Origin of the sequence: Kribbella shirazensis (genome assembly GCF_011761605.1) — a bacterium.
Lineage (GTDB): Bacteria > Actinomycetota > Actinomycetes > Propionibacteriales > Kribbellaceae > Kribbella > Kribbella shirazensis.
Map to the genome: position 1 here is coordinate 2,218,122 of NZ_JAASRO010000001.1, position 25,851 is coordinate 2,243,972.

19 protein-coding genes are annotated in these 25,851 nt (G+C 67.5%); all 19 read left to right on the forward strand.

All coding sequences use genetic code 11. The features are described 5' to 3' along the window. Positions 1–262: 262 nt before the first annotated feature. The 19 genes from BJY22_RS10895 to tuf all read left to right on the forward strand — a co-directional run bounded on the left by BJY22_RS10895 (position 263) and on the right by tuf (position 25,567). A complete protein-coding gene (locus BJY22_RS10895) occupies positions 263–1,210 on the forward strand; it encodes an ATP-binding cassette domain-containing protein (RefSeq protein WP_167205830.1) in 948 nt (315 codons plus the stop codon). Continuing rightward, positions 1,207–1,980 (forward strand): ABC transporter permease, encoded by a 774-nt coding sequence (locus BJY22_RS10900; RefSeq protein ID WP_167205832.1) that lies wholly within the window; start codon positions 1,207–1,209, stop codon positions 1,978–1,980. The genes BJY22_RS10895 and BJY22_RS10900 overlap by 4 nt, the downstream gene beginning before the upstream one ends. A gap of 13 nt (positions 1,981–1,993) precedes the next feature. After that, the gene (locus BJY22_RS10905) at positions 1,994–2,812 is read left to right on the forward strand and encodes an MlaE family ABC transporter permease (protein ID WP_167218114.1); all 819 of its coding nucleotides are present in this window, start codon (positions 1,994–1,996) and stop codon (positions 2,810–2,812) included. After that, positions 2,809–4,146 (forward strand): MCE family protein, encoded by a 1,338-nt coding sequence (locus BJY22_RS10910; protein WP_167205834.1) that lies wholly within the window; start codon positions 2,809–2,811, stop codon positions 4,144–4,146. The genes BJY22_RS10905 and BJY22_RS10910 overlap by 4 nt, the downstream gene beginning before the upstream one ends. Beyond that, positions 4,143–5,174 (forward strand): MCE family protein, encoded by a 1,032-nt coding sequence (locus BJY22_RS10915; protein WP_167205836.1) that lies wholly within the window; start codon positions 4,143–4,145, stop codon positions 5,172–5,174. The genes BJY22_RS10910 and BJY22_RS10915 overlap by 4 nt, the downstream gene beginning before the upstream one ends. After that, the gene (locus tag BJY22_RS10920) at positions 5,171–6,184 is read left to right on the forward strand and encodes an MCE family protein (protein WP_167205838.1); all 1,014 of its coding nucleotides are present in this window, start codon (positions 5,171–5,173) and stop codon (positions 6,182–6,184) included. Before BJY22_RS10915 ends, BJY22_RS10920 begins: the two co-directional genes overlap by 4 nt. Next, positions 6,184–7,371: an MCE family protein gene (locus BJY22_RS10925; RefSeq protein WP_167205840.1), complete on the forward strand. Its 1,188-nt coding sequence runs from the start codon at positions 6,184–6,186 to the stop codon at positions 7,369–7,371. The genes BJY22_RS10920 and BJY22_RS10925 overlap by 1 nt, the downstream gene beginning before the upstream one ends. Then, positions 7,368–8,594, forward strand: a complete 1,227-nt coding sequence (locus BJY22_RS10930) for an MCE family protein (RefSeq protein WP_167205842.1) — start codon at positions 7,368–7,370, stop codon at positions 8,592–8,594. The genes BJY22_RS10925 and BJY22_RS10930 overlap by 4 nt, the downstream gene beginning before the upstream one ends. Beyond that, a complete protein-coding gene (locus BJY22_RS10935) occupies positions 8,591–9,880 on the forward strand; it encodes an MCE family protein (RefSeq protein WP_167205844.1) in 1,290 nt (429 codons plus the stop codon). The genes BJY22_RS10930 and BJY22_RS10935 overlap by 4 nt, the downstream gene beginning before the upstream one ends. Next, positions 9,877–10,368 carry a hypothetical protein gene (locus BJY22_RS10940; RefSeq protein ID WP_167205846.1) on the forward strand — a complete coding sequence of 164 codons (492 nt, stop codon included), beginning with the start codon at positions 9,877–9,879 and terminating at the stop codon, positions 10,366–10,368. Before BJY22_RS10935 ends, BJY22_RS10940 begins: the two co-directional genes overlap by 4 nt. Then, complete coding sequence (locus BJY22_RS10945; RefSeq protein WP_167205848.1) at positions 10,368–11,114, forward strand: hypothetical protein; 747 nt, start codon at positions 10,368–10,370, stop codon at positions 11,112–11,114. Before BJY22_RS10940 ends, BJY22_RS10945 begins: the two co-directional genes overlap by 1 nt. A gap of 264 nt (positions 11,115–11,378) precedes the next feature. Next, the gene (gene rpoB / locus BJY22_RS10950) at positions 11,379–14,861 is read left to right on the forward strand and encodes a DNA-directed RNA polymerase subunit beta (RefSeq protein ID WP_167205850.1); all 3,483 of its coding nucleotides are present in this window, start codon (positions 11,379–11,381) and stop codon (positions 14,859–14,861) included. 67 nt (positions 14,862–14,928) lie between these two features. Then, positions 14,929–18,789: a DNA-directed RNA polymerase subunit beta' gene (locus BJY22_RS10955; protein ID WP_167205852.1), complete on the forward strand. Its 3,861-nt coding sequence runs from the start codon at positions 14,929–14,931 to the stop codon at positions 18,787–18,789. Positions 18,790–18,931: 142 nt separating this feature from the next. Beyond that, positions 18,932–20,227 (forward strand): nuclear transport factor 2 family protein, encoded by a 1,296-nt coding sequence (locus tag BJY22_RS10960; RefSeq protein ID WP_167205854.1) that lies wholly within the window; start codon positions 18,932–18,934, stop codon positions 20,225–20,227. Further along, positions 20,220–20,993, forward strand: a complete 774-nt coding sequence (locus BJY22_RS10965) for a maleylpyruvate isomerase N-terminal domain-containing protein (RefSeq protein WP_337758504.1) — start codon at positions 20,220–20,222, stop codon at positions 20,991–20,993. Before BJY22_RS10960 ends, BJY22_RS10965 begins: the two co-directional genes overlap by 8 nt. 278 nt (positions 20,994–21,271) lie before the next feature. Continuing rightward, positions 21,272–21,646 carry a 30S ribosomal protein S12 gene (gene rpsL / locus BJY22_RS10970; protein WP_130384649.1) on the forward strand — a complete coding sequence of 125 codons (375 nt, stop codon included), beginning with the start codon at positions 21,272–21,274 and terminating at the stop codon, positions 21,644–21,646. Further along, complete coding sequence (gene rpsG / locus BJY22_RS10975) at positions 21,646–22,116, forward strand: 30S ribosomal protein S7 (protein ID WP_167205858.1); 471 nt, start codon at positions 21,646–21,648, stop codon at positions 22,114–22,116. Before rpsL ends, rpsG begins: the two co-directional genes overlap by 1 nt. Before the next feature lie 122 nt (positions 22,117–22,238). Next, positions 22,239–24,299, forward strand: a complete 2,061-nt coding sequence (gene fusA, locus BJY22_RS10980) for an elongation factor G (RefSeq protein WP_202891816.1) — start codon at positions 22,239–22,241, stop codon at positions 24,297–24,299. Between the two features lie 74 nt (positions 24,300–24,373). Continuing rightward, entirely contained in the window at positions 24,374–25,567 is a 1,194-nt protein-coding gene (gene tuf / locus BJY22_RS10985) for an elongation factor Tu (protein WP_167205862.1), read from the forward strand. The last annotated feature ends 284 nt before the right edge of the window (positions 25,568–25,851 follow it).

The following is a 25,851-nucleotide window of genomic DNA, read 5'->3' on the forward strand; positions in this document are numbered from 1 at the left end:
GGGGCTGCCGTACCCGAACCGCTCCAGCCGCTAGGATCGGCCGGAGCCGCGTGCCGATCAGCACATCGTGTCGGTCGATCAGCACTCCGTGATCGACGTGACCGGAGCGTGACCTATCGGTCACCGTCGCTTGACACGCAGGGGTTACGCAAAACCGTACTCGTGCGTAACCTAGGCAACCGCGCCTCGTTGGACACGGCAGAACGTCGTCGGTTCGGGGCAGTCCAGAATCCCGTGAGGCAGGGCCGATGAGGAGGACCAGGTGGGCGTAGAAGTCCGCGTCGAGGGTCTCACCAAGTCCTTCGGCAGCCAGCTCATCTGGGGCGACGTGTCCCTGACGCTCCCGGCCGGCGAGATCTGCGTGATGCTCGGCCCCTCCGGTACCGGCAAGTCCGTGTTCCTCAAGACGCTGATCGGGCTGATCAAACCCGACCGGGGCCACGTCTGGATCGAGGGCACCGACATCGCGACCTGCAGCGAGCGCGAGCTGTACGAGGTCCGGCGGCTGTTCGGAGTGCTGTTCCAGGACGGCGCGATGTTCGGCTCGATGAACCTCTACGACAACGTCGCCTTCCCGCTCCGTGAGCACACCAAGAAGTCCGAGTCCGAGATCCGCTCCATCGTGATGGAGAAGATGGAGATGGTCGGCCTGGTGGGCGCCGAGCGCAAGCTGCCCGGCGAGATCTCCGGCGGTATGCGCAAAAGAGCCGGCCTGGCCCGCGCGCTGGTCCTGGACCCCGAGATCCTGCTGGTCGACGAGCCCGACTCCGGCCTCGACCCGGTCCGTACGTCGTTCCTGAACCAGGTCATGATCGACCTGAACGAGGCCTTCGGCGCCACCTTCCTGATCGTCACGCACGACATCAACACCGCGCGCACCGTGCCGGACAACATCGGCATGCTGTACCACCGGCACCTGGCGATGTTCGGCCCGCGGGAGATGCTGCTGTCCAGCGAGGAGCCGGTGATCCGGCAGTTCCTGAACGCGCAGATGATCGGTCCGATCGGCATGTCCGAGGAGAAGGACGCCGACGAGCTGGCCCGTGAGATCGGCCAGGAACTGCCGCCGCTGCCGCCGATCCCGTTGCAGCAGCTGCCCAGCAGCGGGATGCTCCGGCCGAACCAGCGGCCGCCGGGCGAGTGGTGCCGCGAGCACGACGTGGTCCCGCCACCGGGCTCGTTCGAGTCCAAGACCGTGGGGGCGCGGTGACAGTTTCCGCGACCGCCCCGCTGAAGAACGCCGGATCGCTGTTCGCCTTCGCGCTCGACACCGGGCGGGCGACGTTCCGGCGGCCGTTCCAGGTCAAGGAGTTCCTCCAGCAGGCCTGGTTCGTCGCCAGCGTGACGATCATCCCGACCGCGCTGGTCGCGATCCCGTTCGGTGCGGTGATCGCGCTGCAGGTCGGCGGCCTGATCAAGCAGTTCGGCGCGCAGGCGTTCACCGGTTCGGCCGCCGTCCTCGCCGTCGTCCGGGAGGCGTCGCCGATCGCGACCGCGTTGCTGATCGCGGGCGCCGGCGGTTCCGCGATCTGCGCGGACCTCGGCTCGCGGAAGATCCGTGAGGAACTGGACGCGATGATGGTGCTCGGCATCGATCCGATCCAGCGCCTCGTCGTACCGCGGGTGCTGGCGACGATGCTGGTCGCGTTCTTCCTGAACGGGTTCGTCAGCGTGGTCGGCGTGATGGGCGGGTACGTCTTCAACGTCGTCCTGCAGGACGGGACGCCGGGCAGTTACATCGCCAGCTTCACCGCGCTCGCGCACCTGCCCGACCTGTGGCAGGGGCAGGCGAAGGCGCTGGTCTTCGGGTTCATCGCCGCGGTCGTCGCGGCGTACAAGGGCTGCAACGCGGGCGGCGGGCCGAAGGGCGTCGGGGACGCGGTGAACCAGTCCGTCGTGATCACGTTCATGCTCCTGTTCGTCGCGAACTTCGCGATGACCGCGATCTACTTCCAGCTCGTCCCGCCGAAGGGGGCCTGACGTGTCGGCCCTGATGGACACCCTGGTGAAGAAGCCGCTGAGCTCGCTCGACCGTCTCGGCGAGCAGCTCGCGTTCTACATCAAGGCGCTGGCGTGGTCCGGCAAGTCCGTCACCCGGTACCGCAAGGAGATCCTCCGGCTGCTCGCCGAGGTCACGCTCGGCACCGGCGCGCTCGCGGTGATCGGCGGCACCGTCGGCGTGATCACCTTCCTGGCCTTCTTCACCGGCACCGAGGTCGGCCTGCAGGGCTACTCGGCGCTGAACCAGATCGGTACGTCGGCGTTCGCCGGCTTCGTCTCGGCGTACATCAACACCCGCGAGATCGGGCCGTTGATCGCCGGGATCGCGCTGGCCGCGACCGTCGGCTGCGGCTTCACCGCGCAGCTCGGCGCGATGCGGATCAGCGAGGAGATCGACGCCCTCGAGGTGATGGCGATCCCGTCGCTGCCGTTCCTGGTCACCACCCGGATCATCGCCGGCCTGATCGCGGTCATCCCCTTGTACGTCGTCGGTCTGCTGTCGTCGTACTTCGCGACGAGACTCACGGTGACCACGTTCTACGGGCAGAGTACGGGCACGTACGACCACTACTTCCACCTGTTCCTGCCACCCGGGGACGTGCTCTGGTCGTTCGGCAAGGTGCTGGTGTTCTCGGTCCTGGTGATCCTCGTGCACTGCTACCACGGCTACCACGCGACCGGCGGTCCGGCCGGTGTGGGCGTCGCGGTCGGTCGCGCGGTCCGGACGTCCATCGTCGTCATCAACGTCGTCGACCTCCTGCTGTCGATGGCGATCTGGGGTACGACGACCACCGTGAGGTTGGCCGGATGACCAAGTTGATCTCGCACAAGGTCCTGGGCGTCGCGTTCATCGGCGTCGTGGTATTCCTGCTGTGGCTGACGTACGCGTTCTACGCGAAGGTCTTCACCAAGACCGTGGACGTCGAGCTCAAGACCAGCCACATCGGCCTGCAGCTCAACGAGCACGCGGACGTGAAGCTGCGCGGCATCATCGTCGGCGAGGTCCGCGGGGTCTCCACCGACGGCGACGAGGCGACCGTCCGGCTCGCGCTCAAGCCCGACCAGGTCAGCGAGATCTCCAGCGCGGTCAGCGCCCGGATCCTGCCGAAGACGCTGTTCGGCGAGAAGTACGTCGCGCTGGTCCCGCCGACCGGCCAGCAGGGTACTGGGGGCCGGCACATCCGGGCCGGTGACGTGATCAGCCGCGACAAGACCGCGGTCGGCATCGAGATCGAGAAGGTGCTGAACGACGCGCTGCCGCTGCTCCAGGCGGTCGACCCGGCCGATCTGAACGCCACGCTGAACACCCTCGCGACCGCGCTCGAGGGCCGCGGCACCCAGATCGCCGGCACGCTCACCCAGCTCGACGCGTACCTGAAGAAGCTGAACCCGCACGTCCCGAAGCTGATGGCGGCGCTCGTCAGGCTCACCCAGACCGCGGACCTGTACGGCGACGCGACACCCGACCTCGTCCGCGCGCTGCGCAACCTGACCATCACCGGCAACACGGTGGTCGAGAAGGAGAAGCAGTTGCAGGCGTTCTTCGTCGACGTGCAGCGGCTGTCCACGACCGGTGACGCGTTCCTGAAGGCCAACGAGGACCGGGTGATCCGGCTCGGCCAGGTCAGCCGCCCGGTGCTGGACCTGCTCGAGCGGTACTCGCCGGAGGTCCCGTGCTTCCTCCAGGTGATGACCGAGACCGCCCCGATCCTGAACGACACGTTCCGCGACGGCCGGCTGAACATCAACCTCGAGCTGATCACCAACCAGCCGACGCCGTACGCGCCGAACGAGAAGCCCGTGTACAAGGACCAGCGCGGCCCGACGTGTGTCGGGCGGAACTACAACCACCCCGGCGCCCACCCCGGCCCGTACACGCAGGAGAACCCGGCGCCCTATGTCACCGGTGAGGACGGCGTGATCGGCGACCACCACAAGAACCAGCGGTTCCCGGTCGACCTGCAGCTGAACCGCGCGATGCCAGGTTTCGCGATGGACACGCAAGGTGTGGGTACACCGGCGGAGCAGAAGGTGATCAACTCCGTCGTCGGACCGGAGCTCGGTGTCTCCGCGAACGACGTACCGGACCTCACGACCCTCATGGTCGGCCCCCTTCTCCGCGGCGGGCAGGTGAATCTAAGGTGACCTTCTTCGACCGCAAGACCACGTTCGACACCGTCCGGCTCGGGATCTTCGTGGTGGTGACCACGGTCGCGACCGCGCTGCTGGCGGTGACGATCGGGAACATCAGCTTCAACCCGACGACGAAGTACCGCGCGGTCTTCACGGACGCGGTCGGGCTGAACCAGGGCGACGACATCCGGATCGCCGGCGTGAAGGTCGGCCAGGTCGACAAGATCCAGCTGTACCAGGACACCCTGGCGATGGTGACGTTCAGCGTCGACTCCGACCAGGTGATCGACACCTCGACGCGCGCGACGCTGCGGTACCGGAACCTGGTCGGCAACCGCTATGTCGCGCTGACCGACGGCGTCGGCGGCGGCGAGCGGCTGAAGAAGAACGGCATCATCCCGAAGGAGCGGACCACGCCGGCGCTCGACCTGTCGGTGCTGTTCAACGGGTTCAAGCCGTTGTTCACCGCGCTCACCCCGGCGGACGTGAACCAGTTCGCGTTCGAGGTGATCAAGGTGCTGCAGGGTGAGGGCGGCACGATCGAGTCGCTGCTCGCCAAGACCGCGTCCCTGACGACCACGCTGGCCAACGCCGACCAGGTGATCGGCGACCTGATCACGAACCTGACCTCGACGCTGCAGATCGTCTCGCAGCGGCAGCAGAACTTCTCCCAGCTGCTGGTCAACCTGCAGCAGTTCATCACCGGGCTGAGCCAGGACATCAACCCGATCCTCAGCTCGCTGACGTCGATCAACTCGCTGAACACGAAGACCGCGGGCCTGCTGCAGCAGACCCGAGTGCCGCTCAAGTCCGACCTGGACAAGCTGCGGACCGTGGCGACCACGCTCGACGACACCCAGGCGATCTGGGTGAAGACGCTGCAGACCATGCCGGAGAAGCTGAACACGATGACCCGCACCGCGTCGTACGGCTCGTGGTTCAACTTCTACCTGTGCAACTTCGACGGCAACGTCACCCTGCCGATCGGCACCCGGATCCCGGTCGCCTACGACAACAACTCGGCGAGGTGCGCGAAGTGAAGCCCTTCCGCGAGCAGAACCAGGTGACGATCGGCGTGATCGGGCTGACCGTGATCGGCCTGATCATGCTGGCCGCGTTCAAGGCGCAGGACCTGCCGCTGATCGGCGGCGGGACGAAGTACTCCGCGCAGTTCTCCGAGGCCGGCGGCCTGAAGCCGAACGACGAGATCCGGGTGGCCGGCGTCCGGGTCGGCAAGGTCCGCGCGGTCGAGCTCGAGGGCACCCACGTCCGGGTCGACTTCGTGGTCGACAAGGGCGTCAGGCTCGGCGAGCAGACCGGCGCCGAGATGAAGATCAAGACGCTGCTCGGCCAGAAGTACCTGAAGCTGAACCCGGCCGGTCCGGGCGAGCTCAAGCCCGGCGCCGAGATCCCGCTGGCCCGGACCATCTCGGCGTACGACGTCGTGGACGCGTTCACCGACCTGGCGAACACCACCGAGCGGATCGACACCGCGCAGCTGGCCAAGGCCCTCGACACGTTGTCGACGACGTTCAAGAACACGCCCGAGGAAGTGCAGGCGTCGCTCACCGGCCTGTCCCGCCTGTCGCGGAACGTGGCCAAGCGCGACGAGCAGCTCAAGCTGCTGCTCCAGCACTCCAACGTCGTCACCAAGGTCCTTGCCGACCGCAACCAGCAGCTGATCAAGCTGATGAAGGACGGAAACACCGTGTTCCAGGCGGTGCAGGCCCGGCGGGCGCTGATCCACCAGTTGCTGGTGTCGACGCAGAAGCTCTCCGCGCAGATCACCGCCCTGGTCCGGGAGAACCGCAAGGACCTCGCGCCGACCCTGCAGAAGGTCAACTCGGTGCTCGCCGTCCTGCTGAAGAACCAGAACGACCTGGACGCGAGTATCAAGGGCCTGGCGCCGTTCGTCCGGGTCTTCACGAACACACTGGGCACCGGGCCCTGGTTCGACACCTACGTGCAGAACCTGGTGCCGGTGCCGGAGATCCCGTTGCCGAAGGTGCTGCCCTCCGGGCTGCCGCCGATCCTGGGAGGTGGCGGCTGATGCGGGTGAACGCGATCTCGCGGCTGATCGCGATGGCGGTCGTCGTGGTGATCCTCGCGGTCGGCGCGGTGACGCTGTGGCCCCAGCCCGAGCGGGTGAGCGCGACGGCGTACTTCCCGCGCGCGGTCTCGGTGTACCCCGGGTCCGACGTCCGGATCCTCGGCATCAAGGTCGGCGAGGTCGAGAGCGTCACGCCGGCCGGCCGGGCGGTCCGGGTGAAGTTCTGGTGGGAGGCCAAGCACAAGGTGCCCGCCACCGCGAAGGCGGTGATCGCGTCGCCGTCGATCGTCGCGGACCGGTACGTGCAGCTGACACCGGCGTACTCCAAGGGCGCGGTGATGCCCGACGGCGCCGAGATCCCGCTCGAGCGGACCGCCGTACCGCTGGAGCTCGACCAGATCTACCAGAGCCTCAACGACCTGTCCGTGGCGCTCGGGCCCAAGGGCGCGAACGACCAGGGCGCGCTGGCCCGGCTGCTGGACGTCTCGGCGAAGAACCTGAACGGCCAGGGCAAGAAGCTCAACCAGACCATCACCGACGTCTCGAAACTGACCGGCACGCTGTCGGGGAACTCGACGGCGCTGTTCAACACGATCCGGCAGTTGCAGACGTTCGTGTCGGCGCTGGCGGCGAACGACCAGCTGGTGCGGCAGTTCAACGCCAACTTCGCGGCGACCTCGACCACCCTGGCCGGCGAGCGCAAGGACCTCGGCGCGGCGCTGTCGCTGCTGGCCACCGCGCTCGGTGAGGTCGCGACGTTCGTGAAGGACAACCGGACGCTGATCAAGACCACGGTCCACAGCGCCACCGAGCTCTCGCAGATCCTGGTCAAGGAGAAGGCCGCCATCGCCGAGGTGATCGACACCGCTCCGCTCGGCCTCGGCAACCTCGCCCGGATCTACAACCCGCAGTACGGCACGCTGGACCAGCGGGTCAACGCGGCGCAGCTCGACGACCCGGCGACGTTCATCTGCTCGCTGCTGCTGCAGGCAGGCCAGTCCAAGTCGAGCTGCTCCGCGCTGAAGCCGGTCCTGGACGCACTGGCCAAGCTGCCGCTGATCACCTCGCTGACCGGTGGTGCGCCGGCCAGCGGTGGCCCCGCCGGTACGCCGTGGGCGCCGGCGCCGAAGCCCCCGCTGAACCGCCCCGACCCCGTCGACCCGACGCTCGGAGGGCTGGTCCGATGAGACGCCGTACGTCGATCGTCGCGGGCATCGCCGCGCTGGCGATGCTGTTGACCGGTTGTGATTTCAGCGTGTACTCGCTGCCGCTCCCGGGCGGGGCGAAGATCAAGGGGCCGTCGTACACGGTCACCGTCGAGTTCACCGACGTCCTGGACCTGGTGCCGAAGTCGACGGTGAAGGTCGACGACGTCACCGTCGGCACGGTCGAGAAGGTCTGGCTGGAGGGGTACGTCGCCAAGGTGCGGATCCGGCTGCCGAAGAGTCTCGACCTGCCGGACAACACGCACGCCACGATCCGCCAGACCAGCCTGCTCGGTGAGAAGTTCGTGTCACTGGCCCGGCCGAGCGGGTCCGAGCAGCCGCGAGGCAAGCTGGACGGCGGCGAGCTGATCCCGCTGTCCAGGACGACCAGCAACGTCGAGGTCGAGGAAGTGCTGTCCGCGCTCTCGCTGCTGCTGAACGGCGGCGGCGTGGCCCAGCTGCAGATCATCACCCAGGAGCTGAACAAGGCGCTGACCGGCAACGAGCCGGCGATCCGCAGCGTGCTCACCCAGCTGAACACGTTCGTCGGCACCCTGGACCAGAACAAGGCGAAGATCGTCACCGCGATCAAGTCGGTCGACGCGCTGGCCAAGAAGCTGAACGCGCAGAAGGCCACGCTGGCGACGGCGATCGACTCGCTGCCGAAGTCGATCGCGACGCTGGACAAGCAGCGCGCCGCGCTGGTCAAGACACTGCAGGCCCTGGCCACGCTGGGCAACACCGCGACCCGGGTGATCACCTCGGCGCAGAAGGACCTGGTGGCGAACCTGCAGTCGCTGTACCCGATCCTGACCAAGCTGGCCGAGGCGGGGGAGAACCTGCCGAAGTCGCTGGAGCTGCTGTTCACCTATCCGTTCCCGGACAACGCCGCGAAGGCCGCGAAGGGCGACTTCACCAACCTCGGGATCACTCTGGACGTGAACACGCAGAAGGCGCTCAAGGGCATTCTCGGGATCGAGCTGCCGACGGTGGGCCCCACCTCGGTGCCGACCAACCGGATCAGCCTCCCCGTGCACCTGCCGACCAGCCCGGCGGGCAGTGTGCTGCCGTCGCTGCCGGTCCCGACCGGAGCCGCGACGACCTGCATCACGCTGCTCGGTCAGCCGGTCTGCACACAGCAGCTGCGGCGGTCCGGATTCGATCCCGACCTCGCACGCGCACTGATGCCGGGGGCGGTCGAATGATCACCAGATCGGTCCGGATCCAGCTGATGGTGTTCCTGCTGATCACCGTCGTCGGCGTCGCGTTCGTCGGCGCGCGGTACGCGCAGGTCGACCAGCTGTTCGTCGACGACGACTACACCGTCAGCGCCAGCTTCGCCGAGTCCGGCGGCATCTTCTCCGGCGCCGAGGTGACGTACCGCGGCCAGCCGGTCGGCCGGGTCGGCGAGCTCGAGCTGCTCGACGACGGCGTGCAGGTGAACCTCGACATCGAGAAGAAGTACAAGATCCCGAACGACCTGCTCGCGGTGGTCGCGAACCGGTCCGCGATCGGCGAGCAGTACGTCGACCTGCAGCCGCGCCGCGACGGGGCGCCGTACCTGAAGGACAACTCGCGGATCGAGCGCAAGGACACCGCGATCCCGATCGACACCACCGAGCTGCTGCTGAACCTCGACCAGCTGGTGAACTCGGTCGACAAGAACAGCCTGCGGATCACTGTCCGCGAGCTCGGCGAGGCGCTGCGCGGCAAGGGCAGCGACCTGCAGAAGATCATCGACAGCTCCGGCACGCTGATCGACATCGCGGACGCGAACGTGCTGCAGACGATCAAGCTGATCAACGACGGCGACACCGTGCTGGCCACCCAGGTCGCCAGCGGCGACGCGATCAGGACCTGGGCGAAGAATCTCGCGCTGCTGTCCGACACCCTGGTCAGCTCGGACGCGAACCTGCGGACCGTGATCGATCAGGGTTCGCTGGCCTCGACCCAGGTCACCGGCCTGATCCAGGACAACAGCGCGGACATCGCGGTGCTGCTCGGTAACCTGCTGACGGTGAGCGAACTGACCGCGGTCCGGCTGGACGCCGTCGAGCAGCTGCTGGTGGTGTACCCGGCGGTGTCGATGGGCGGGTACGTCGTCCCGGCGAAGGACCCCGGTACCGGGCACTACGACGCCCACTTCGGCCTGGTCGTCGGGTTCCAGCCGCCGGCCTGCCGGCCCGGGTACGGCGGCACGGACAAGCGGGTGCCGCAGGACGTCCGCGACACCACCGCGAACACCAAGGCCGGGTGTACGGCGAACCCGTCGAGCGGGGTCAACGTCCGCGGCTCGCAGAACAAGCCGGCACCCTCCTCGCGGAACCTGAACCGGACCGGCTACGGCGTCGGGTACGACCCGGCGACCGGCGCAGCGGGCGGGACCGCCGGCATGCCGGACCTGGTGCTCGGTTCGACCGGCGGACAGCAGGAGCTGCTCGGCAGCGACTCCTGGAAGGCACTCATCCTCGGGCCGGTGACCGGCAAGTGACCGTACGGAACGGCCGGCTGGTGCTGGCCTGGGCGCTGAGCGTGGTGCTCCTCGTGGCTCTCGCCGGGCTGACGCTGTCCGTGGTGGCCCTGAGCAAGCAGCGCGCCGACGACTCGCAGCGCGACGGCGCGATGAAGGCGGCGCGGCAGCTGGCGCTGGACTTCACGACGTACGACTACCAGACCTGGGACGCGGACTCGCAGCGCGTCCTGGACGAGTCCACCGGGCAGTTCAAGCAGGAGTTCCAGGCCGGGATCGCCGCGGTGAAGACCGACGTGGTGGCGAACAAGGCGACCTCGAAGGGGGACGTCAAGGAGGCCGGCGTGGTGTCGCACGACAAGGACTCCGCCCAGGTGCTGGTGATCGTGAACGCCGTCGTCACGAACACCGCCTCGGCGACCGGCACCGAGCGCCGGTACCGGATCAAGCTGGACCTGGTCCGGGAGAAGGACCGCTGGCTGACGGCCGACCTCCAGGTGGTGGGCTGATGCCGAATCCCCGCAACCGTCCCCGGGTCGCCGGCCAGCGCCGGACGGCGAAACCGGGCAAGCCGGACGTCACCGCGACCGGTCCCGACGTCACCGAGACCGCCCCGGAAACCCCGGAAGTCGTCGACGAGCGCTCCGCCGAGGATGTGACCCCGAGCACATCGGAGGTCTCCGAGGTCTCGTCCGAGGAGTCCTCGGTACTCGAAGCATCTACGGAGAGTGAACAGGAGCCCGAGTACGGGGTCGTGCCCGAGACGCCGCGGGCCGGTCTGGGGACGGCGCTGACGGTGGCCCTCGGCGTGGTCGTCGTACTGACGCTCACCGTCGCCGCGGTGCTCGGGGTCAAGGCGTGGAACGGCAAGCAGGCGGAGGACGCCCGGAACCAGGCCGCCGCCGCGGGCCGGACGGCGGCCGAGACGGCGCTCAGCTACGACTACCGCGACCTGGACAAGAGCTTCGCCGCGGCGCGGGCGACGATGACCCCGGACTTCGCCGCGAAGTTCGACGAGACCGCGAAGGTGGCCGGCGAACTGGCCACCAAGACCAAGGCCACCGTGAAGGCCGACGTCCGCGAGGTCGGGGTCCGCGACGGCGACGCCGACCGGGTCACGCTGATCATCTTCGTCAACCAGACGACCACCAGCACGATCACGAAGGGTAGTCCCCGGGTGGACCTGAACCGGACCCGGTTCACGATGGTCCGAAACGACGGCCGATGGCTGGTCCAGGAGATCGCCGGACTGTAACCTCTAGGTGACTCCGCACCAGAGGGGCGCCGGAGGTCTCGTGGGTGATCTGCCCACTGGAGACTCCGGGTCGGTCCTTGACGGAGAGGGTGGTCCGACGGCAGACTGTTGGACCCCATTGGACAGGCTTGCCTGGATCATGTAACCTATTGCTTTGCGCTGCCTTTTCTCTCGCCCTCGCTCGAGTCTCGACTTGACTGGGGCGGCTTGGCGTGCGCTCCCAGCACCGAAGTGATTTTTTGCGAGCCCGTGGAAGGACGCCCCTTGGTCGCCTCGCGCAACCCCCAGTCCGACAGCATTTCCAACGTCTCCGGCCCCCGCCGCATTTCCTTCGCGAAGATCTCCGAACCTCTCCAGGTTCCGGATCTGCTTGCGCTGCAGGTGGACAGTTTCGACTGGCTGGTCGGTAACGAAACGTGGCAGGCCCGTGTGGCCGCCGCCGAGGCCGAGGGGCGGTCGGACCTGTCCGGCCCCAGCGGCCTGGAAGAGATTTTCGAGGAGATCTCCCCGATCGAGGACTTCAGCGGCACCATGTCGCTGTCGTTCCGCGACCACCGTTTCGAGCCGCCGAAGAACACGGTCGACGAGTGCAAGGAGCGCGACGTCACGTACTCCGCGCCGCTGTTCGTCACGGCCGAGTTCATGAACAACGAGACCGGTGAGATCAAGAGCCAGACCGTCTTCATGGGCGACTTCCCGCTGATGACGCGCAAGGGCACCTTCGTCATCAACGGCACCGAGCGGGTCGTCGTGTCCCAGCTGGTCCGGTCGCCCGGTGTGTACTTCGAGCGCACCCCGGACAAGACTTCCGACAAGGACATCTTCACCGCCAAGATCATCCCGTCGCGCGGCGCGTGGCTGGAGTTCGAGGTGGACAAGCGCGACATGGTCGGCGTCCGCCTCGACCGCAAGCGCAAGCAGAACGTCACCGTGCTGCTGAAGGCGCTCGGCTGGACCGACGCGCAGATCCTCGAGGAGTTCGGCGACTACGAGTCGATCCGCCTCACCCTGGAGAAGGACCACACCTCCGGGCAGGACGACGCGCTGCTGGACATCTACCGCAAGCTGCGTCCGGGTGAGCCGCCGACCCGCGAGGCCGCGCAGGCGCTGCTGGAGAACTACTACTTCAACGGCAAGCGCTACGACCTGGCCAAGGTCGGCCGCTACAAGATCAACAAGAAGCTCGGCCGCGACGAGGCGCACGACCAGGCGGTGCTGACCGTCGACGACATCGTCGCCACGATCAAGTACCTGGTCGCGCTGCACGAGGGCAAGACCGAGCTGCCGGCACCGCGCGGCGAGATCGTGGTCGAAGAGGACGACATCGACCACTTCGGCAACCGCCGGCTGCGCACCGTCGGCGAGCTGATCCAGAACCAGCTCCGTACCGGCCTGGCCCGGATGGAGCGGGTGGTCCGGGAGCGGATGACGACCCAGGACGTCGAGGCGATCACGCCGCAGACCCTGATCAACATCCGTCCGGTGGTGGCGGCGCTGAAGGAGTTCTTCGGCACCTCCCAGCTGTCCCAGTTCATGGACCAGACCAACCCGGTCGCGGGCCTGACCCACAAGCGCCGGCTGAACGCGCTCGGCCCGGGTGGTCTGAGCCGTGAGCGGGCCGGCTTCGAGGTCCGTGACGTGCACCCGTCGCACTACGGCCGGATGTGCCCGATCGAGACGCCGGAAGGCCCGAACATCGGTCTGATCGGCTCGCTCGCGTCGTACGGCCGGGTGAACGCGTTCGGCTTCGTCGAGACGCCGTACCGCAAGGTCATCGACGGCCAGGTCACCGACCAGGTCGACTACCTGACCGCCGACGAGGAGGACCGGTTCGTCATCGCGCAGGCGAACGCCGCGCTGACCGACGGTGACCGGTTCGCCGAGGAGCGCGTGCTGGTCCGCCGCCGGCACGGCGAGGTCGAGCTCGTGCCGGTCGACGACGTGGACTACATGGACGTCTCGCCGCGCCAGATGGTGTCGGTGGCGACCGCGCTGATCCCGTTCCTCGAGCACGACGACGCCAACCGCGCGCTGATGGGTTCGAACATGCAGCGCCAGGCGGTGCCGCTGATCACCTCGGACGCCCCGCTGGTCGGTACCGGCATGGAGTTCCGCGGTGCGGTCGACGCCGGCGACGTGGTCGTCTCCGACAAGGCCGGCGTGGTCAAGGAGGTCTCGGCCGACCTGATCGAGATCGCCGCCGACGACGGCACGTACCAGACCTACCGGATGGCGAAGTTCCGCCGCTCGAACCAGGGCACCTGCATCAACCAGCGTCCGCTGGTCGACGCCGGGCAGCGGGTCGAGGTCGGGACGCCGCTGGCCGACGGTCCGTGCACCGACGAGGGCGAGATGGCCCTCGGCCGGAACATGCTGGTCGCGTTCATGACGTGGGAGGGCTACAACTACGAGGACGCGATCATCCTCAGCCAGCGCGTCGTGCAGCAGGACCTGCTGACCTCGATCCACATCGAGGAGCACGAGGTCGACGCCCGCGACACCAAGCTGGGCCCGGAGGAGATCACCCGGGACATCCCGAACGTCTCCGACGAGATGCTGTCCGACCTGGACGAGCGCGGCATCATCCGGATCGGCGCCGAGGTCACCACCGGTGACATCCTGGTCGGCAAGGTCACCCCGAAGGGCGAGACCGAGCTGACCCCGGAGGAGCGGCTGCTGCGCGCGATCTTCGGTGAGAAGGCGCGCGAGGTCCGCGACACCTCCCTGAAGGTGCCGCACGGCGAGGAGGGCACCGTCATCGGTGTCCGGGTCTTCGACCGGGACAACGGCGACGAGCTGCCGCCGGGCGTCAACCAGCTGGTCCGCGTGTACGTCGCCCAGAAGCGGAAGATCTCGGTCGGCGACAAGCTGGCCGGCCGGCACGGCAACAAGGGCGTCATCTCGAAGATCCTGCCGGTCGAGGACATGCCGTTCCTCGAGGACGGCACCCACGTCGACGTCATCCTGAACCCGCTGGGCGTGCCCGGCCGGATGAACGTCGGACAGGTGCTGGAGACCCACCTCGGCTGGATCGCCAGCCGCGGCTGGGAGGTCGACGAGGAGAACCAGGAGGAGTGGGCACAGCGGCTGATCAAGATCGGCGCCGGTTCGGCCGAGCCGATGACGAACGTCGCCACCCCGGTCTTCGACGGCGCCACCGAGGAGGAGGTCACCGGCCTGCTCAGCTCGACGCTGCCGAACCGCGACGGCGTCCGGATGGTCAACGGCCAGGGCAAGGCCCGGCTGTTCGACGGCCGTTCGGGTGAGCCGTTCCCGGACCCGATCGGTGTCGGCTACATGTACATGCTGAAGCTGCACCACCTGGTCGACGACAAGATCCACGCACGGTCGACCGGTCCGTACTCGATGATCACGCAGCAGCCGCTGGGCGGTAAGGCCCAGTTCGGCGGCCAGCGGTTCGGCGAGATGGAGGTGTGGGCCCTGGAGGCCTACGGTGCCGCCTTCGCGCTGCAGGAGCTGCTGACCATCAAGTCCGACGACGTCGTCGGGCGGGTCAAGGTGTACGAAGCGATCGTCAAGGGCGAGAACATCCCGGAGCCGGGTATCCCGGAGTCCTTCAAGGTTCTGGTCAAGGAAATGCAGTCCCTGTGTCTGAACGTGGAAGTGCTCTCGTCCGACGGAAGCCGGGTCGAGATGCGCGACAGCGAGGAGGACGTCTTCCGTGCAGCGGAGGAACTGGGCATCGACCTGTCCCGGCGCGAGCCGAACAGTGTCGAGGAGGTCTGAGCGGGTTGCCGCTTGAGATCAACAACCAACTCAACTCAGACCATTTAGCAACGGGAGATAACACATCGTGCTCGACGTGAACTTCTTCGACGAGCTTCGGATCGGCCTGGCGACCGCGGATGAGATCCGCCAGTGGTCGCACGGCGAGGTCAAGAAGCCCGAGACGATCAACTACCGGACGCTCAAGCCCGAGCGTGACGGTCTGTTCTGCGAGAAGATCTTCGGTCCCACCCGGGACTGGGAGTGCTACTGCGGCAAGTACAAGCGCGTTCGCTTCAAGGGCATCATCTGTGAGCGGTGTGGCGTCGAGGTCACCCGTTCCAAGGTGCGCCGCGAGCGGATGGGCCACATCGAGCTGGCCGCGCCGGTCACCCACATCTGGTACTTCAAGGGTGTCCCGTCGCGGCTCGGCTACCTGCTCGACCTCGCCCCGAAGGACCTGGAGAAGGTCATCTACTTCGCGGCGTACATGATCACCGACGTCGACGACGAGGCGCGGCACCGCGACCTGTCGTCGCTCGAGGGTCGTGTGGACGTGGAGCGCAAGCAGCTCGAGAACCGTCGTGACAACGACATCGAGCAGCGGATGAAGAAGCTCGAGGAGGACCTGGCGCAGCTCGAGGCCGAGGGCGCCAAGGCCGACGTACGCCGCAAGGTCAAGGAAGGCGCCGAGCGTGAGGTCAAGCAGCTGCGCGACCGCGCGCAGCGCGAGATCGACCGCCTCGACGAGGTCTGGACCCGGTTCAAGAACCTGAAGGTCCAGGACCTGGAGGGCGACGAGATCCTCTACCGCGCCATGAAGGAGCGGTTCGGCAAGTACTTCGAGGGCGCCATGGGTGCCGCCGCGATCCAGCGCCGGCTGGAGACCTTCGACCTGAAGGCCGAGGCGGACAACCTGCGCGAGACGATCAAGACCGGTAAGGGCCAGCGCAAGACCCGCGCCCTGAAGCGGCTGAAGGTCGTCACCGCGTTCCTGGCCACCAACAACAGCCCGATGGGCATGGTCCTGGACTGCGTCCCGGTCATCCCGCCGGACCTGCGGCCGATGGTCCAGCTCGACGGTGGCCGGTTCGCCACCTCGGACCTGAACGACCTGTACCGCCGGGTGATCAACCGGAACAACCGGCTCAAGCGACTGCTCGACCTGGGCGCGCCGGAGATCATCGTCAACAACGAGAAGCGGATGCTGCAGGAGGCCGTCGACGCGCTGTTCGACAACGGCCGCCGCGGCCGTCCGGTCACCGGCCCGGGCAACCGGCCGCTGAAGTCGCTGTCCGACATGCTCAAGGGCAAGCAGGGCCGCTTCCGGCAGAACCTGCTCGGTAAGCGCGTCGACTACTCCGGTCGTTCGGTGATCGTCGTCGGCCCGCAGCTGAAGCTGCACCAGTGCGGTCTGCCGAAGGCGATGGCGCTGGAGCTGTTCAAGCCGTTCGTGATGAAGCGGCTGGTCGACCTCAACCACGCGCAGAACATCAAGTCCGCGAAGCGGATGGTGGAGCGCCAGCGCGCCCAGGTCTGGGACGTGCTGGAAGAGGTCATCACCGAGCACCCGGTGCTGCTGAACCGTGCGCCTACGCTGCACCGGCTCGGCATCCAGGCGTTCGAGCCGCAGCTGATCGAGGGCAAGGCGATCCAGATCCACCCGCTCGTCTGCTCCGCGTTCAACGCGGACTTCGACGGCGACCAGATGGCGGTGCACCTGCCGCTGTCGGCCGAGGCGCAGGCCGAGGCCCGGATCCTGATGCTGTCGACGAACAACATCCTGAAGCCGGCCGACGGCCGTCCGGTCACGATGCCGACCCAGGACATGATCATCGGCATCTACTTCCTGACGATGCTGAAGGAAGCCGCCTTGGGCGAGGGCCGGGCGTTCAGCTCGGTCGCCGAGGCGACGATGGCCTTCGACCGCAACGAGCTGTCGCTGCAGGCGAAGATCAAGGTCCGGCTGAGCGGATCGGCCGCCCCGGCGGACGCGATCGAGCTGCCGGGCGGCGGCTTCGCGCTGGAGACCACGCTGGGCCGGGCACTGTTCAACGAGGCGCTGCCGGCGGACTACCCGTTCGTCGACACAGAGGTGGGCAAGAAGCAGCTCGGCGGGATCGTCAACGACCTGGCCGAGCGGTACACCAAGGTCGAGGTGGCGCACGCGCTGGACGCGCTGAAGGACCTCGGGTACTACTGGTCCACCCGGTCCGGGGTGACGGTGTCGATCGACGACTTCAGCACGCCGCCGTCGAAGCCCGAGATCATGGCCCGGTACGAGTCCCAGGCCGAGAAGGTCCAGAAGCAGTTCGAGCGGGGTCTGATCACCTCGTCCGAGCGGCGTCAGGAGCTGATCGAGATCTGGACCGGCGCCAATGCCGAGGTCGGTAAGGCGATGGAGGAGAACTTCGCCAAGGACAACCCGATCTGGATGATGGTGCACTCGGGTGCTCGAGGCAACATGATGCAGATCCGGCAGATCTCCGGTATGCGTGGCCTGGTGGCCAACCCGAAGGGTGAGATCATCGCCCGGCCGATCAAGTCCAACTTCCGTGAGGGCCTGTCGGTGGTCGAGTACTTCATCGCCACCCACGGTGCGCGGAAGGGTCTGGCCGACACCGCGCTGCGGACCGCCGACTCGGGGTACCTGACCCGTCGTCTGGTGGACGTGTCGCAGGACGTCATCATCCGCGAGGAGGACTGCGGGACCGAGCGGGGCCTGCCGAAGAAGATCGGCGAGAAGGGCCCGGACGGCAAGGTCGTGCACGCCGAGAACGTGGAGACCAGCGCGTACGCGCGGACCCTGGCGACCGACGCCTTCGACCCGGACGGCAAGCTCGTCCTGGCCGCGGGCAGCGACCTCGGCGACGTCTCGATCGCGAAGCTGGTCGAGGCCGGGCTCGAGGAGGTCAAGGTCCGGTCGGTGCTCACCTGTGACGCCAAGACCGGTACCTGTGCGAAGTGCTACGGCCGTTCGCTGGCCACCGGCAAGCCGGTCGACATCGGTGAGGCGGTCGGCATCATCGCGGCCCAGTCCATCGGTGAGCCGGGTACCCAGCTGACCATGCGGACCTTCCACACCGGTGGTGTCGCGGGTGATGACATCACCCACGGTCTGCCGCGTGTGGTCGAGCTCTTCGAGGCCCGCCAGCCCAAGGGCAAGGCGCCGATCTCGGAGGCCGCCGGCCGGATCTCGATCGAGGACACCGACAAGACCCGGAAGCTGGTGCTGACGCCGGACGACGGGGCCGAGGAGGTCGCCTACCCGGTCTCCAAGCGGGTCCGCCTGCTGATCGAGGAAGGCCAGCACGTCGAGGTCGGCCAGCAGCTGACGCAGGGTACGCCGGACCCGCAGGAGGTCCTGCGGATCCTGGGTGTCCGCAAGGCGCAGGAGCACCTGGTGGACGAGGTCCAGGAGGTGTACCGGTCGCAGGGTGTGGCCATCCACGACAAGCACATCGAGATCATCGTCCGGCAGATGCTGCGCCGGGTCACGGTGATCGAGTCGGGCGACGCCCAGCTGCTGCCGGGCGAGCTCGCGGACCGCGTCACCTTCGAGGCGGAGAACCGCCGCGTGGTGGCCGAGGGCGGTACGCCGGCCTCGGGACGTCCGGTGCTGATGGGTATCACCAAGGCGTCGCTGGCGACCGAGTCGTGGCTGTCGGCCGCCTCCTTCCAGGAGACGACCCGCGTCCTCACCGAGGCCGCGATCCACGGCAAGTCCGACTCGCTGGTCGGTCTGAAGGAGAACGTCATCATCGGCAAGCTGATCCCGGCCGGTACGGGCATGGACCGGTACCGCAACATCCGGGTGGAGCCCACCGAGGAGGCGAAGGCCGCGATGTACTCGATGGTCGGCTACGAGTCGTACGACTACGACTTCGGCCCGTCCAGCGGTCAGTCGGTCCCGCTCGACGACTTCGACCTCGGTTCCTACCAGAACTGAGCGCAGTCGCTCCGCCCGAGGGCGGCACTTCCCACCCGGGAGGTGCCGCCCTCGCGGCATTTACGGGCCGGTACGGCGGGTGCTGGGGAAGACACTCGGGGTGGCGGCACAAAGTGTGGGCGGGATGCGCCAAGATTGGTGCATGACGGATCTGCCGGCCTATCTGCGGCCTTTCGTCTTGGGGGTTCTGGAAGGTTCTGACGTACGTGTCGATCGCCTGGGGGAGATCGACCTGTACCGCCCGCCCGGTACCGCCCGAGGCGGCGCAATTCTTTTCGTGCACGGGGGACCCGGACCCGCCGGGCTCGAGGTGATGCCTCGGGACTGGCCGGTCTACAAGGGCTACGCGACCGCTGCCGCCAGGCGAGGCCTGGTGGCCGCAGTCGTCGACCACAGCCTGATCCACGGCCTCGACCGGCTGGTCGCTGCCGCGGACGAGGTGGAGGCCGCGGTCGGCGTACTGCGTTCCGATCCACGTGTCGACCCCGATCGGGTCGGCCTGTGGTTCTTCTCGGGCGCCGGCCTGCTGGCCGGGGAGTGGCTGGACAGCCGCCCCGACTGGCTGCGCTTCGTGGCCCTGACCTACCCCCTGCTCGCCACCCCGCCCGGTGTCGACGATCTGGTAACCGCTGCCGAGGTGATCGGCAAACACAAGGACCTGCCGGTACTACTGACAAGAGCTGGACTCGAGCGTGAGGAGCTCGCCGGTCCGGTTGCGGAGTTCGTCTCCGCGGGTGGCACCGCGCTGGACATCATCGACGTACCGAAAGGGCACCACGGGTTCGACATGCTCGACCACACCGAAGAATCACGCGCCGCCGTGACCAAGGCTCTCGACTGGGCGATCGCTCACCTCGGCGACGAGCCCGGCAACGACGGCAAGCTCCTCGTCCCACCTCCGGCCAAGAAGAAGACCACGACCCGCCGTACGACGTCGGCGCCCAAGGCGTCCGTCGCGGTCAAGGAAGCCCCGGCTCCTGCTGCACCCGCTACGCAGCAGGCGCCCAAGGCCCAGCCAGCCACTCAGCCGCTCACCCAGCCGCCTACTCAGCCGCTGACCCAGCCGCCTACTCAGCCACTCGCTCAGCCGCAGCTGGCCGAGCCCTTCACCGCGGACACCCCGGCGGCCCGTGTGGTCGCCCGCGAGCACGCCGCGTACGCCGCACACGACCTCGAGGCCTTCCTGGCCATGTACTCGCCGACCGCCCGCATTCAGCTCGCGGACGGCTCCGAGCTCAAGGGCCGCCGGTTCCTGCGGGAGTACTACCGCCCGCGTTTCGACGCCGGCCGCTGCAAGACCGAGGTCCTGCAGAGGATGATGCTGGGGGAGTGGGTGGTGGAGCAGATCGTCAGCTACGACGACGGGGAGTCCACCCCGCAGCTCGCCCTGTACCGCGTCACGGACGGCCTGATCACCGATGTGGAGTTCCGTGCCTGAACCGATCGACCACCTGTCCGGGTTCGAGCGAGCGGCCGCGGACTTCGCGGCCGCCCTCGAATGGGTGGATCCCGGCGCCGCCGTCCCGGCCTGCCCCGGCTGGACCGTCGCGGACCTGGCCCTGCACCTGGGGGCGGGACAGCGCTGGGCGGCGTCGATCCTGCTCAGCGGTACGGCGCAGAAGGTGCCGGACGTACTGCGGACGACGATCTCCTGGGCCGACTGGTACGCCGGTACGACCGCGGCGCTGGTGGCCGCGATCCGTGCCGTCGACCCGGACGAGCCGTGCTGGAACTTCGCCCCGGTGGAACAGCGGGCGGGATTCTGGACCCGGCGGCGCCTGCATGAGACGGTCATCCACCTGGTGGACCTCGTCCAGGCCGGCGTGGCTGCCGGGGAGCAGGTCGACACTGGTCTGGCCGTCGTACCTGCTGCGATCGCGGCCGACGGCGTGGACGAGGTGTTCGAGGTGTTCCTGCCGCGGATGCTGGCCCGCGGGTTCGCGCCGGCGGTCACCCGGCAGATCGGCGTCCGGGCTACCGACACCGGGCACGCGTGGACGCTGACGCCTGGGTCCCAAGACGCTGTGTCCACAGGGATCGGGCCGCAGATCGAGCGCGGCGAGGCGATCGGTGAAGCGGTCCTGTCGGGGACGGCGGCCGACCTCGTCAGGTGCCTGTGGAAGCGCTTGCCGACGAGCGTCCTGACGGTTGAGGGAGACGCCGCCGTCGCGGCCGGTTTCCTGGCCGGGAAGGCCACCGCGTAGTCCCTGTACACTAAAAGGGCGGAAGGCTCTCAACCGCGGTTGCCGACTCATTTTGACCGTGCTTGAGGCACCCGCTAGTCTTAACGATCGTGCCCGGGGTCTTTCCTGGGCCGTCATGCGTGCCCCTCGTCCAACGGGTCGGGCCGCGTGGCACGGGACTCCTGCCGACAGTCTGGAAGATTACGGCTTCGGTCTGCTCGTGCGCACGCGACACACCCGACCGCGGGGGTCAGGTAACAGCAGCAAACCCAGCCGGACGACAGAAAGAGACCCACGCGGTGCCCACCATTAACCAGCTGGTCCGCAAGGGCCGCCAGGACAAGGTGTCCAAGAACAAGACGCCCGCCCTGAAGGGTTCCCCTCAGCGTCGTGGTGTGTGCACGCGCGTCTACACGACCACGCCGAAGAAGCCGAACTCCGCGCTTCGCAAGGTTGCGCGTGTCCGCCTGACCAGCGGTATCGAGGTCACCGCCTACATCCCCGGCGTCGGCCACAACCTGCAGGAGCACTCGATCGTGCTCGTGCGTGGCGGCCGGGTGAAGGACCTCCCGGGTGTCCGGTACAAGATCATCCGCGGTTCGCTCGACACCCAGGGTGTGAAGAACCGGAAGCAGGCCCGCAGCCTCTACGGCGCGAAGAAGGAGAAGAGCTAATGCCGCGCAAGGGCCCCGCCCCGAAGCGCCCGGTCATCATCGACCCGGTCTACAGTTCGCCGCTCGTCACCCAGTTGATCTCCAAGATCCTGGTCGACGGCAAGAAGCAGATCGCGCAGAGCATCGTCTACAGCGCGCTCGAGGGCACCCGGGCGAAGACCGGCACCGACCCGGTGATCACGCTGAAGCGTGCGCTGGACAACGTGAAGCCGAGCATCGAGGTGAAGAGCCGCCGCGTCGGTGGTGCCACCTACCAGGTGCCGATCGAGGTCAAGCCGGGCCGGTCGACCACGCTCGCGCTGCGCTGGCTGACGACGTACTCCCGGGCCCGTCGCGAGAAGACCATGTCCGAGCGGCTGATGAACGAGATCCTGGACGCGTCCAACGGTCTCGGTGCGTCGGTGAAGCGCCGCGAGGACACGCACAAGATGGCCGAAGCCAACAAGGCTTTCGCCCACTACCGCTGGTGATCCGGGGTCCGATCCGGACCCCAGCGCTCACCCCTTTGACGCAGTACAGAATCGAGAGGTAGACCACCGAGGTGGCCGTACAAATCACCACCGACCTGGCCAAGGTCCGCAACATCGGGATCATGGCTCACATCGACGCCGGCAAGACGACGACGACCGAGCGGATCCTCTTCTACACCGGTATCACCTACAAGATCGGTGAGGTCCACGAGGGCGCTGCCACGATGGACTGGATGGAGCAGGAGCAGGAGCGCGGCATCACGATCACGTCCGCCGCGACGACCTGCACCTGGAAAGACCACACCATCAACATCATCGACACCCCGGGTCACGTCGACTTCACCGTCGAGGTGGAGCGCTCGCTGCGCGTGCTCGACGGCGCGGTCGCGGTGTTCGACGGTGTTGCCGGAGTCGAGCCGCAGTCCGAGACCGTGTGGCGCCAGGCGGACCGGTACGGCGTGCCGCGGATCTGCTTCGTCAACAAGCTGGACCGCACCGGCGCGGAGTTCATGCGCTGCGTCGACATGATCAAGGACCGCCTCGCCGCGGTGCCGCTGGTCATGCAGCTGCCGATCGGGGCCGAGGCCGACTTCATCGGCGTCGTCGACCTGGTGGGCATGCGCGCGCTGACCTGGCGTGGCGAGACCAAGATCGGTGAGGACTACACGGTCGAGGAGATCCCGGCCAGCCACACCGAGCTGGCCGCCGAGTGGCGTGACAAGCTGATCGAGACGCTGGCCGAGGCCGACGACGAGATCATGGAGCAGTACCTGGAAGGCGAGGAGCCGACCCAGGAGCAGCTCGTGGCCGGCATCCGCCGGGCCACCCTGGCCAGCAAGCTCACCCCGGTGCTGACCGGTACGGCGTTCAAGAACAAGGGCGTCCAGCCGCTGCTGGACGCGGTCAACGCCTACCTGCCGAGCCCGATCGACGTCCCGGCCATCGAGGGCCACGACGTCAAGGACTCCGACCAGGTCGTGCTCCGCAAGCCGGACGACAGCGAGCCGTTCTCGGCGCTGGCGTTCAAGATCGCGGCCGACCCGCACCTGGGCAAGCTGACCTTCATCCGGGTGTACTCGGGCAAGCTCGAGACCGGCACTCAGGTGCTGAACCCGACCAAGGGCCGCAAGGAGCGAATCGGCAAGATCTACCGGATGCACGCGAACAAGCGTGAGGAGATCGCGTCGATCGGCGCCGGCCACATCGTCGCCGTGATGGGTCTGAAGGACACCACCACCGGTGAGACGCTGGCCGACCCGGCGAACCCGGTCGTGCTCGAGTCGATGCAGTTCCCGGCCCCGGTGATCTCGGTCGCCATCGAGCCGAAGTCGAAGGCCGACCAGGAGAAGCTGGGCGTCGCGATTCAGCGGCTCGCCGAGGAGGACCCGACCTTCCAGGTCCGGACCGACGAGGACACCGGCCAGACCATCATCGCCGGTATGGGCGAGCTGCACCTCGAGGTGCTGGTCGACCGGATGAAGCGCGAGTTCCGCGTCGAGGCCAACGTCGGCAAGCCGCAGGTCGCCTACCGCGAGACCATCAAGAAGAAGGTCGAGAAGGTCGACTACACGCACAAGAAGCAGACCGGTGGTTCGGGTCAGTTCGCGCGCGTGATCATCGACATCGAGCCGACCAGCGTCGAGGCCGGTGGTGAGGGCGGGTACGAGTTCGTCAACGCCGTCACCGGTGGCCGCATCCCCCGGGAGTACATCCCGTCGGTGGACGAGGGCGCCCAGGAGGCGATGGAGTTCGGCGTACTGGCCGGCTACCCGATGGTGGACGTCAAGGTGACGCTGCAGGACGGCGCCTACCACGACGTCGACTCCTCCGAGCTCGCCTTCAAGATCGCCGGTTCGATGGCCTTCAAGGATGCCGCCCGCCGGGCGAATCCGGTCATCCTGGAGCCGATGTTCGCGGTCGAGGTCACCACCCCCGAGGACTACATGGGTGAAGTGATCGGCGACCTCAACTCTCGCCGTGGCCAGATCCAGTCGATGGACGAAGGCCCCGGTGGCAGCCGGGTCGTCAAGGCCCTGGTGCCGCTGTCGGAGATGTTCGGGTATGTCGGTGACCTGCGGTCGAAGACCCAGGGCCGCGCGTCCTACTCGATGCAGTTCGATTCCTACGCCGAGGTTCCGAAGAACGTGGCGGAAGAGATCATCAAGAAGGCCCGGGGCGAGTAACCTCTCGCTCCTGACCACCACACCCAGAGCGCGTCGGCGTACGGCGTAGTCAACATTTATCTAGGAGGGCCCCAGTGGCGAAGGCGAAGTTCGAGCGGACTAAGCCGCACGTCAACATCGGCACCATCGGTCACATCGACCACGGTAAGACGACGCTTACCGCGGCGATCACCAAGGTGCTGCACGACAAGTACCCGGACCTCAACGAGGCGTCGGCGTTCGATCAGATCGACAAGGCGCCGGAAGAGCGCCAGCGCGGTATCACCATCTCGATCGCGCACGTCGAGTACCAGACCGAGGCCCGGCACTACGCCCACGTCGACTGCCCGGGGCACGCGGACTACATCAAGAACATGATCACCGGTGCGGCCCAGATGGACGGCGCGATCCTGGTCGTCGCCGCCACCGACGGCCCGATGCCGCAGACGCGTGAGCACGTGCTGCTCGCCCGTCAGGTCGGCGTGCCGGCGATGGTCGTCGCCCTGAACAAGTGCGACATGGTCGACGACGAGGAGATCCTGGAGCTCGTCGAGCTCGAGGTCCGCGAGCTGCTCTCGGAGCAGGAGTTCGACGGCGACAACGCGCCGATCGTCCGTGTCGCGGCCCACCCGGCCCTGACCGGCGACGCCAAGTGGGGCGAGTCGATCCTCGAGCTGATGAACGCGGTCGACGAGTACATCCCGCAGCCGGAGCGCGAGATCGACAAGCCGTTCCTGATGCCGGTGGAGGACGTCTTCACCATCACCGGTCGCGGTACGGTCGTCACCGGCCGGATCGAGCGCGGTGTCATCAAGGTCAACGAGACCGTCGACATCGTCGGCATCCACGAGACCAAGCAGACCACCACGGTCACCGGTATCGAGATGTTCCGCAAGCTGCTCGACGAGGGCCAGGCCGGTGAGAACGTCGGTCTGCTGCTGCGTGGCACCAAGCGCGAAGAGGTCGAGCGCGGCATGGTCGTCATCAAGCCGGGCACCACGACGCCGCACACGAACTTCGAGGCGTCGGTCTACATCCTCTCCAAGGAGGAGGGCGGCCGTCACACGCCGTTCTTCCAGAACTACCGCCCGCAGTTCTACTTCCGCACCACCGACGTCACCGGTGTCGTCACGCTGCCCGAGGGCACCGAGATGGTCATGCCGGGCGACAACACCGACATGGCGGTCGAGCTGATCCAGCCGATCGCCATGGAGGACGGTCTGAAGTTCGCGATCCGTGAAGGTGGCCGTACCGTCGGCGCCGGCCGGGTCACCAAGATCGTCAAGTGATCTCATGAGGTCCGCGAGGGCTCGGGTTCTGAGCCCCCGCGGACCTCTGCTTTGTGCCCGATCCGGCGCTCAGGTGGTACCGGATCGGGCGTGAAGCCCCCCGATTGGCGTTCCGGCGTCGATCGATGGCACAATATTCAGGTTGCTCAGGCGAGGCCGCCGGGGTGCGTCCCAGATCTTCTTGATCTGGCTGGTGCGCCGGACCGGAGACCCTGCCGAGGTTCCGGTCCGAGACCGGGCCCCGATCTCCACACCAAGGTCGAAGAAGCGGTGGGTCACGCGCG

Excerpts from the sequence above, each read along its gene's own strand:
- BJY22_RS10905 (WP_167218114.1), top strand. The coding sequence starts at position 1,994 with ATGGACACCCTGGTGAAGAAGCCGCTGAGCTCGCTCGACCGTCTCGGC.
- BJY22_RS10910 (WP_167205834.1), top strand. The coding sequence starts at position 2,809 with ATGACCAAGTTGATCTCGCACAAGGTCCTGGGCGTCGCGTTCATCGGC.
- BJY22_RS10925 (WP_167205840.1), top strand. The coding sequence starts at position 6,184 with ATGCGGGTGAACGCGATCTCGCGGCTGATCGCGATGGCGGTCGTCGTG.
- BJY22_RS10930 (WP_167205842.1), top strand. The coding sequence starts at position 7,368 with ATGAGACGCCGTACGTCGATCGTCGCGGGCATCGCCGCGCTGGCGATG.
- BJY22_RS10935 (WP_167205844.1), top strand. The coding sequence starts at position 8,591 with ATGATCACCAGATCGGTCCGGATCCAGCTGATGGTGTTCCTGCTGATC.
- BJY22_RS10945 (WP_167205848.1), top strand. The coding sequence starts at position 10,368 with ATGCCGAATCCCCGCAACCGTCCCCGGGTCGCCGGCCAGCGCCGGACG.
- BJY22_RS10960 (WP_167205854.1), top strand. The coding sequence starts at position 18,932 with ATGACGGATCTGCCGGCCTATCTGCGGCCTTTCGTCTTGGGGGTTCTG.
- rpsG (WP_167205858.1), top strand. The coding sequence starts at position 21,646 with ATGCCGCGCAAGGGCCCCGCCCCGAAGCGCCCGGTCATCATCGACCCG.
- fusA (WP_202891816.1), top strand. The coding sequence starts at position 22,239 with ATGGCTCACATCGACGCCGGCAAGACGACGACGACCGAGCGGATCCTC.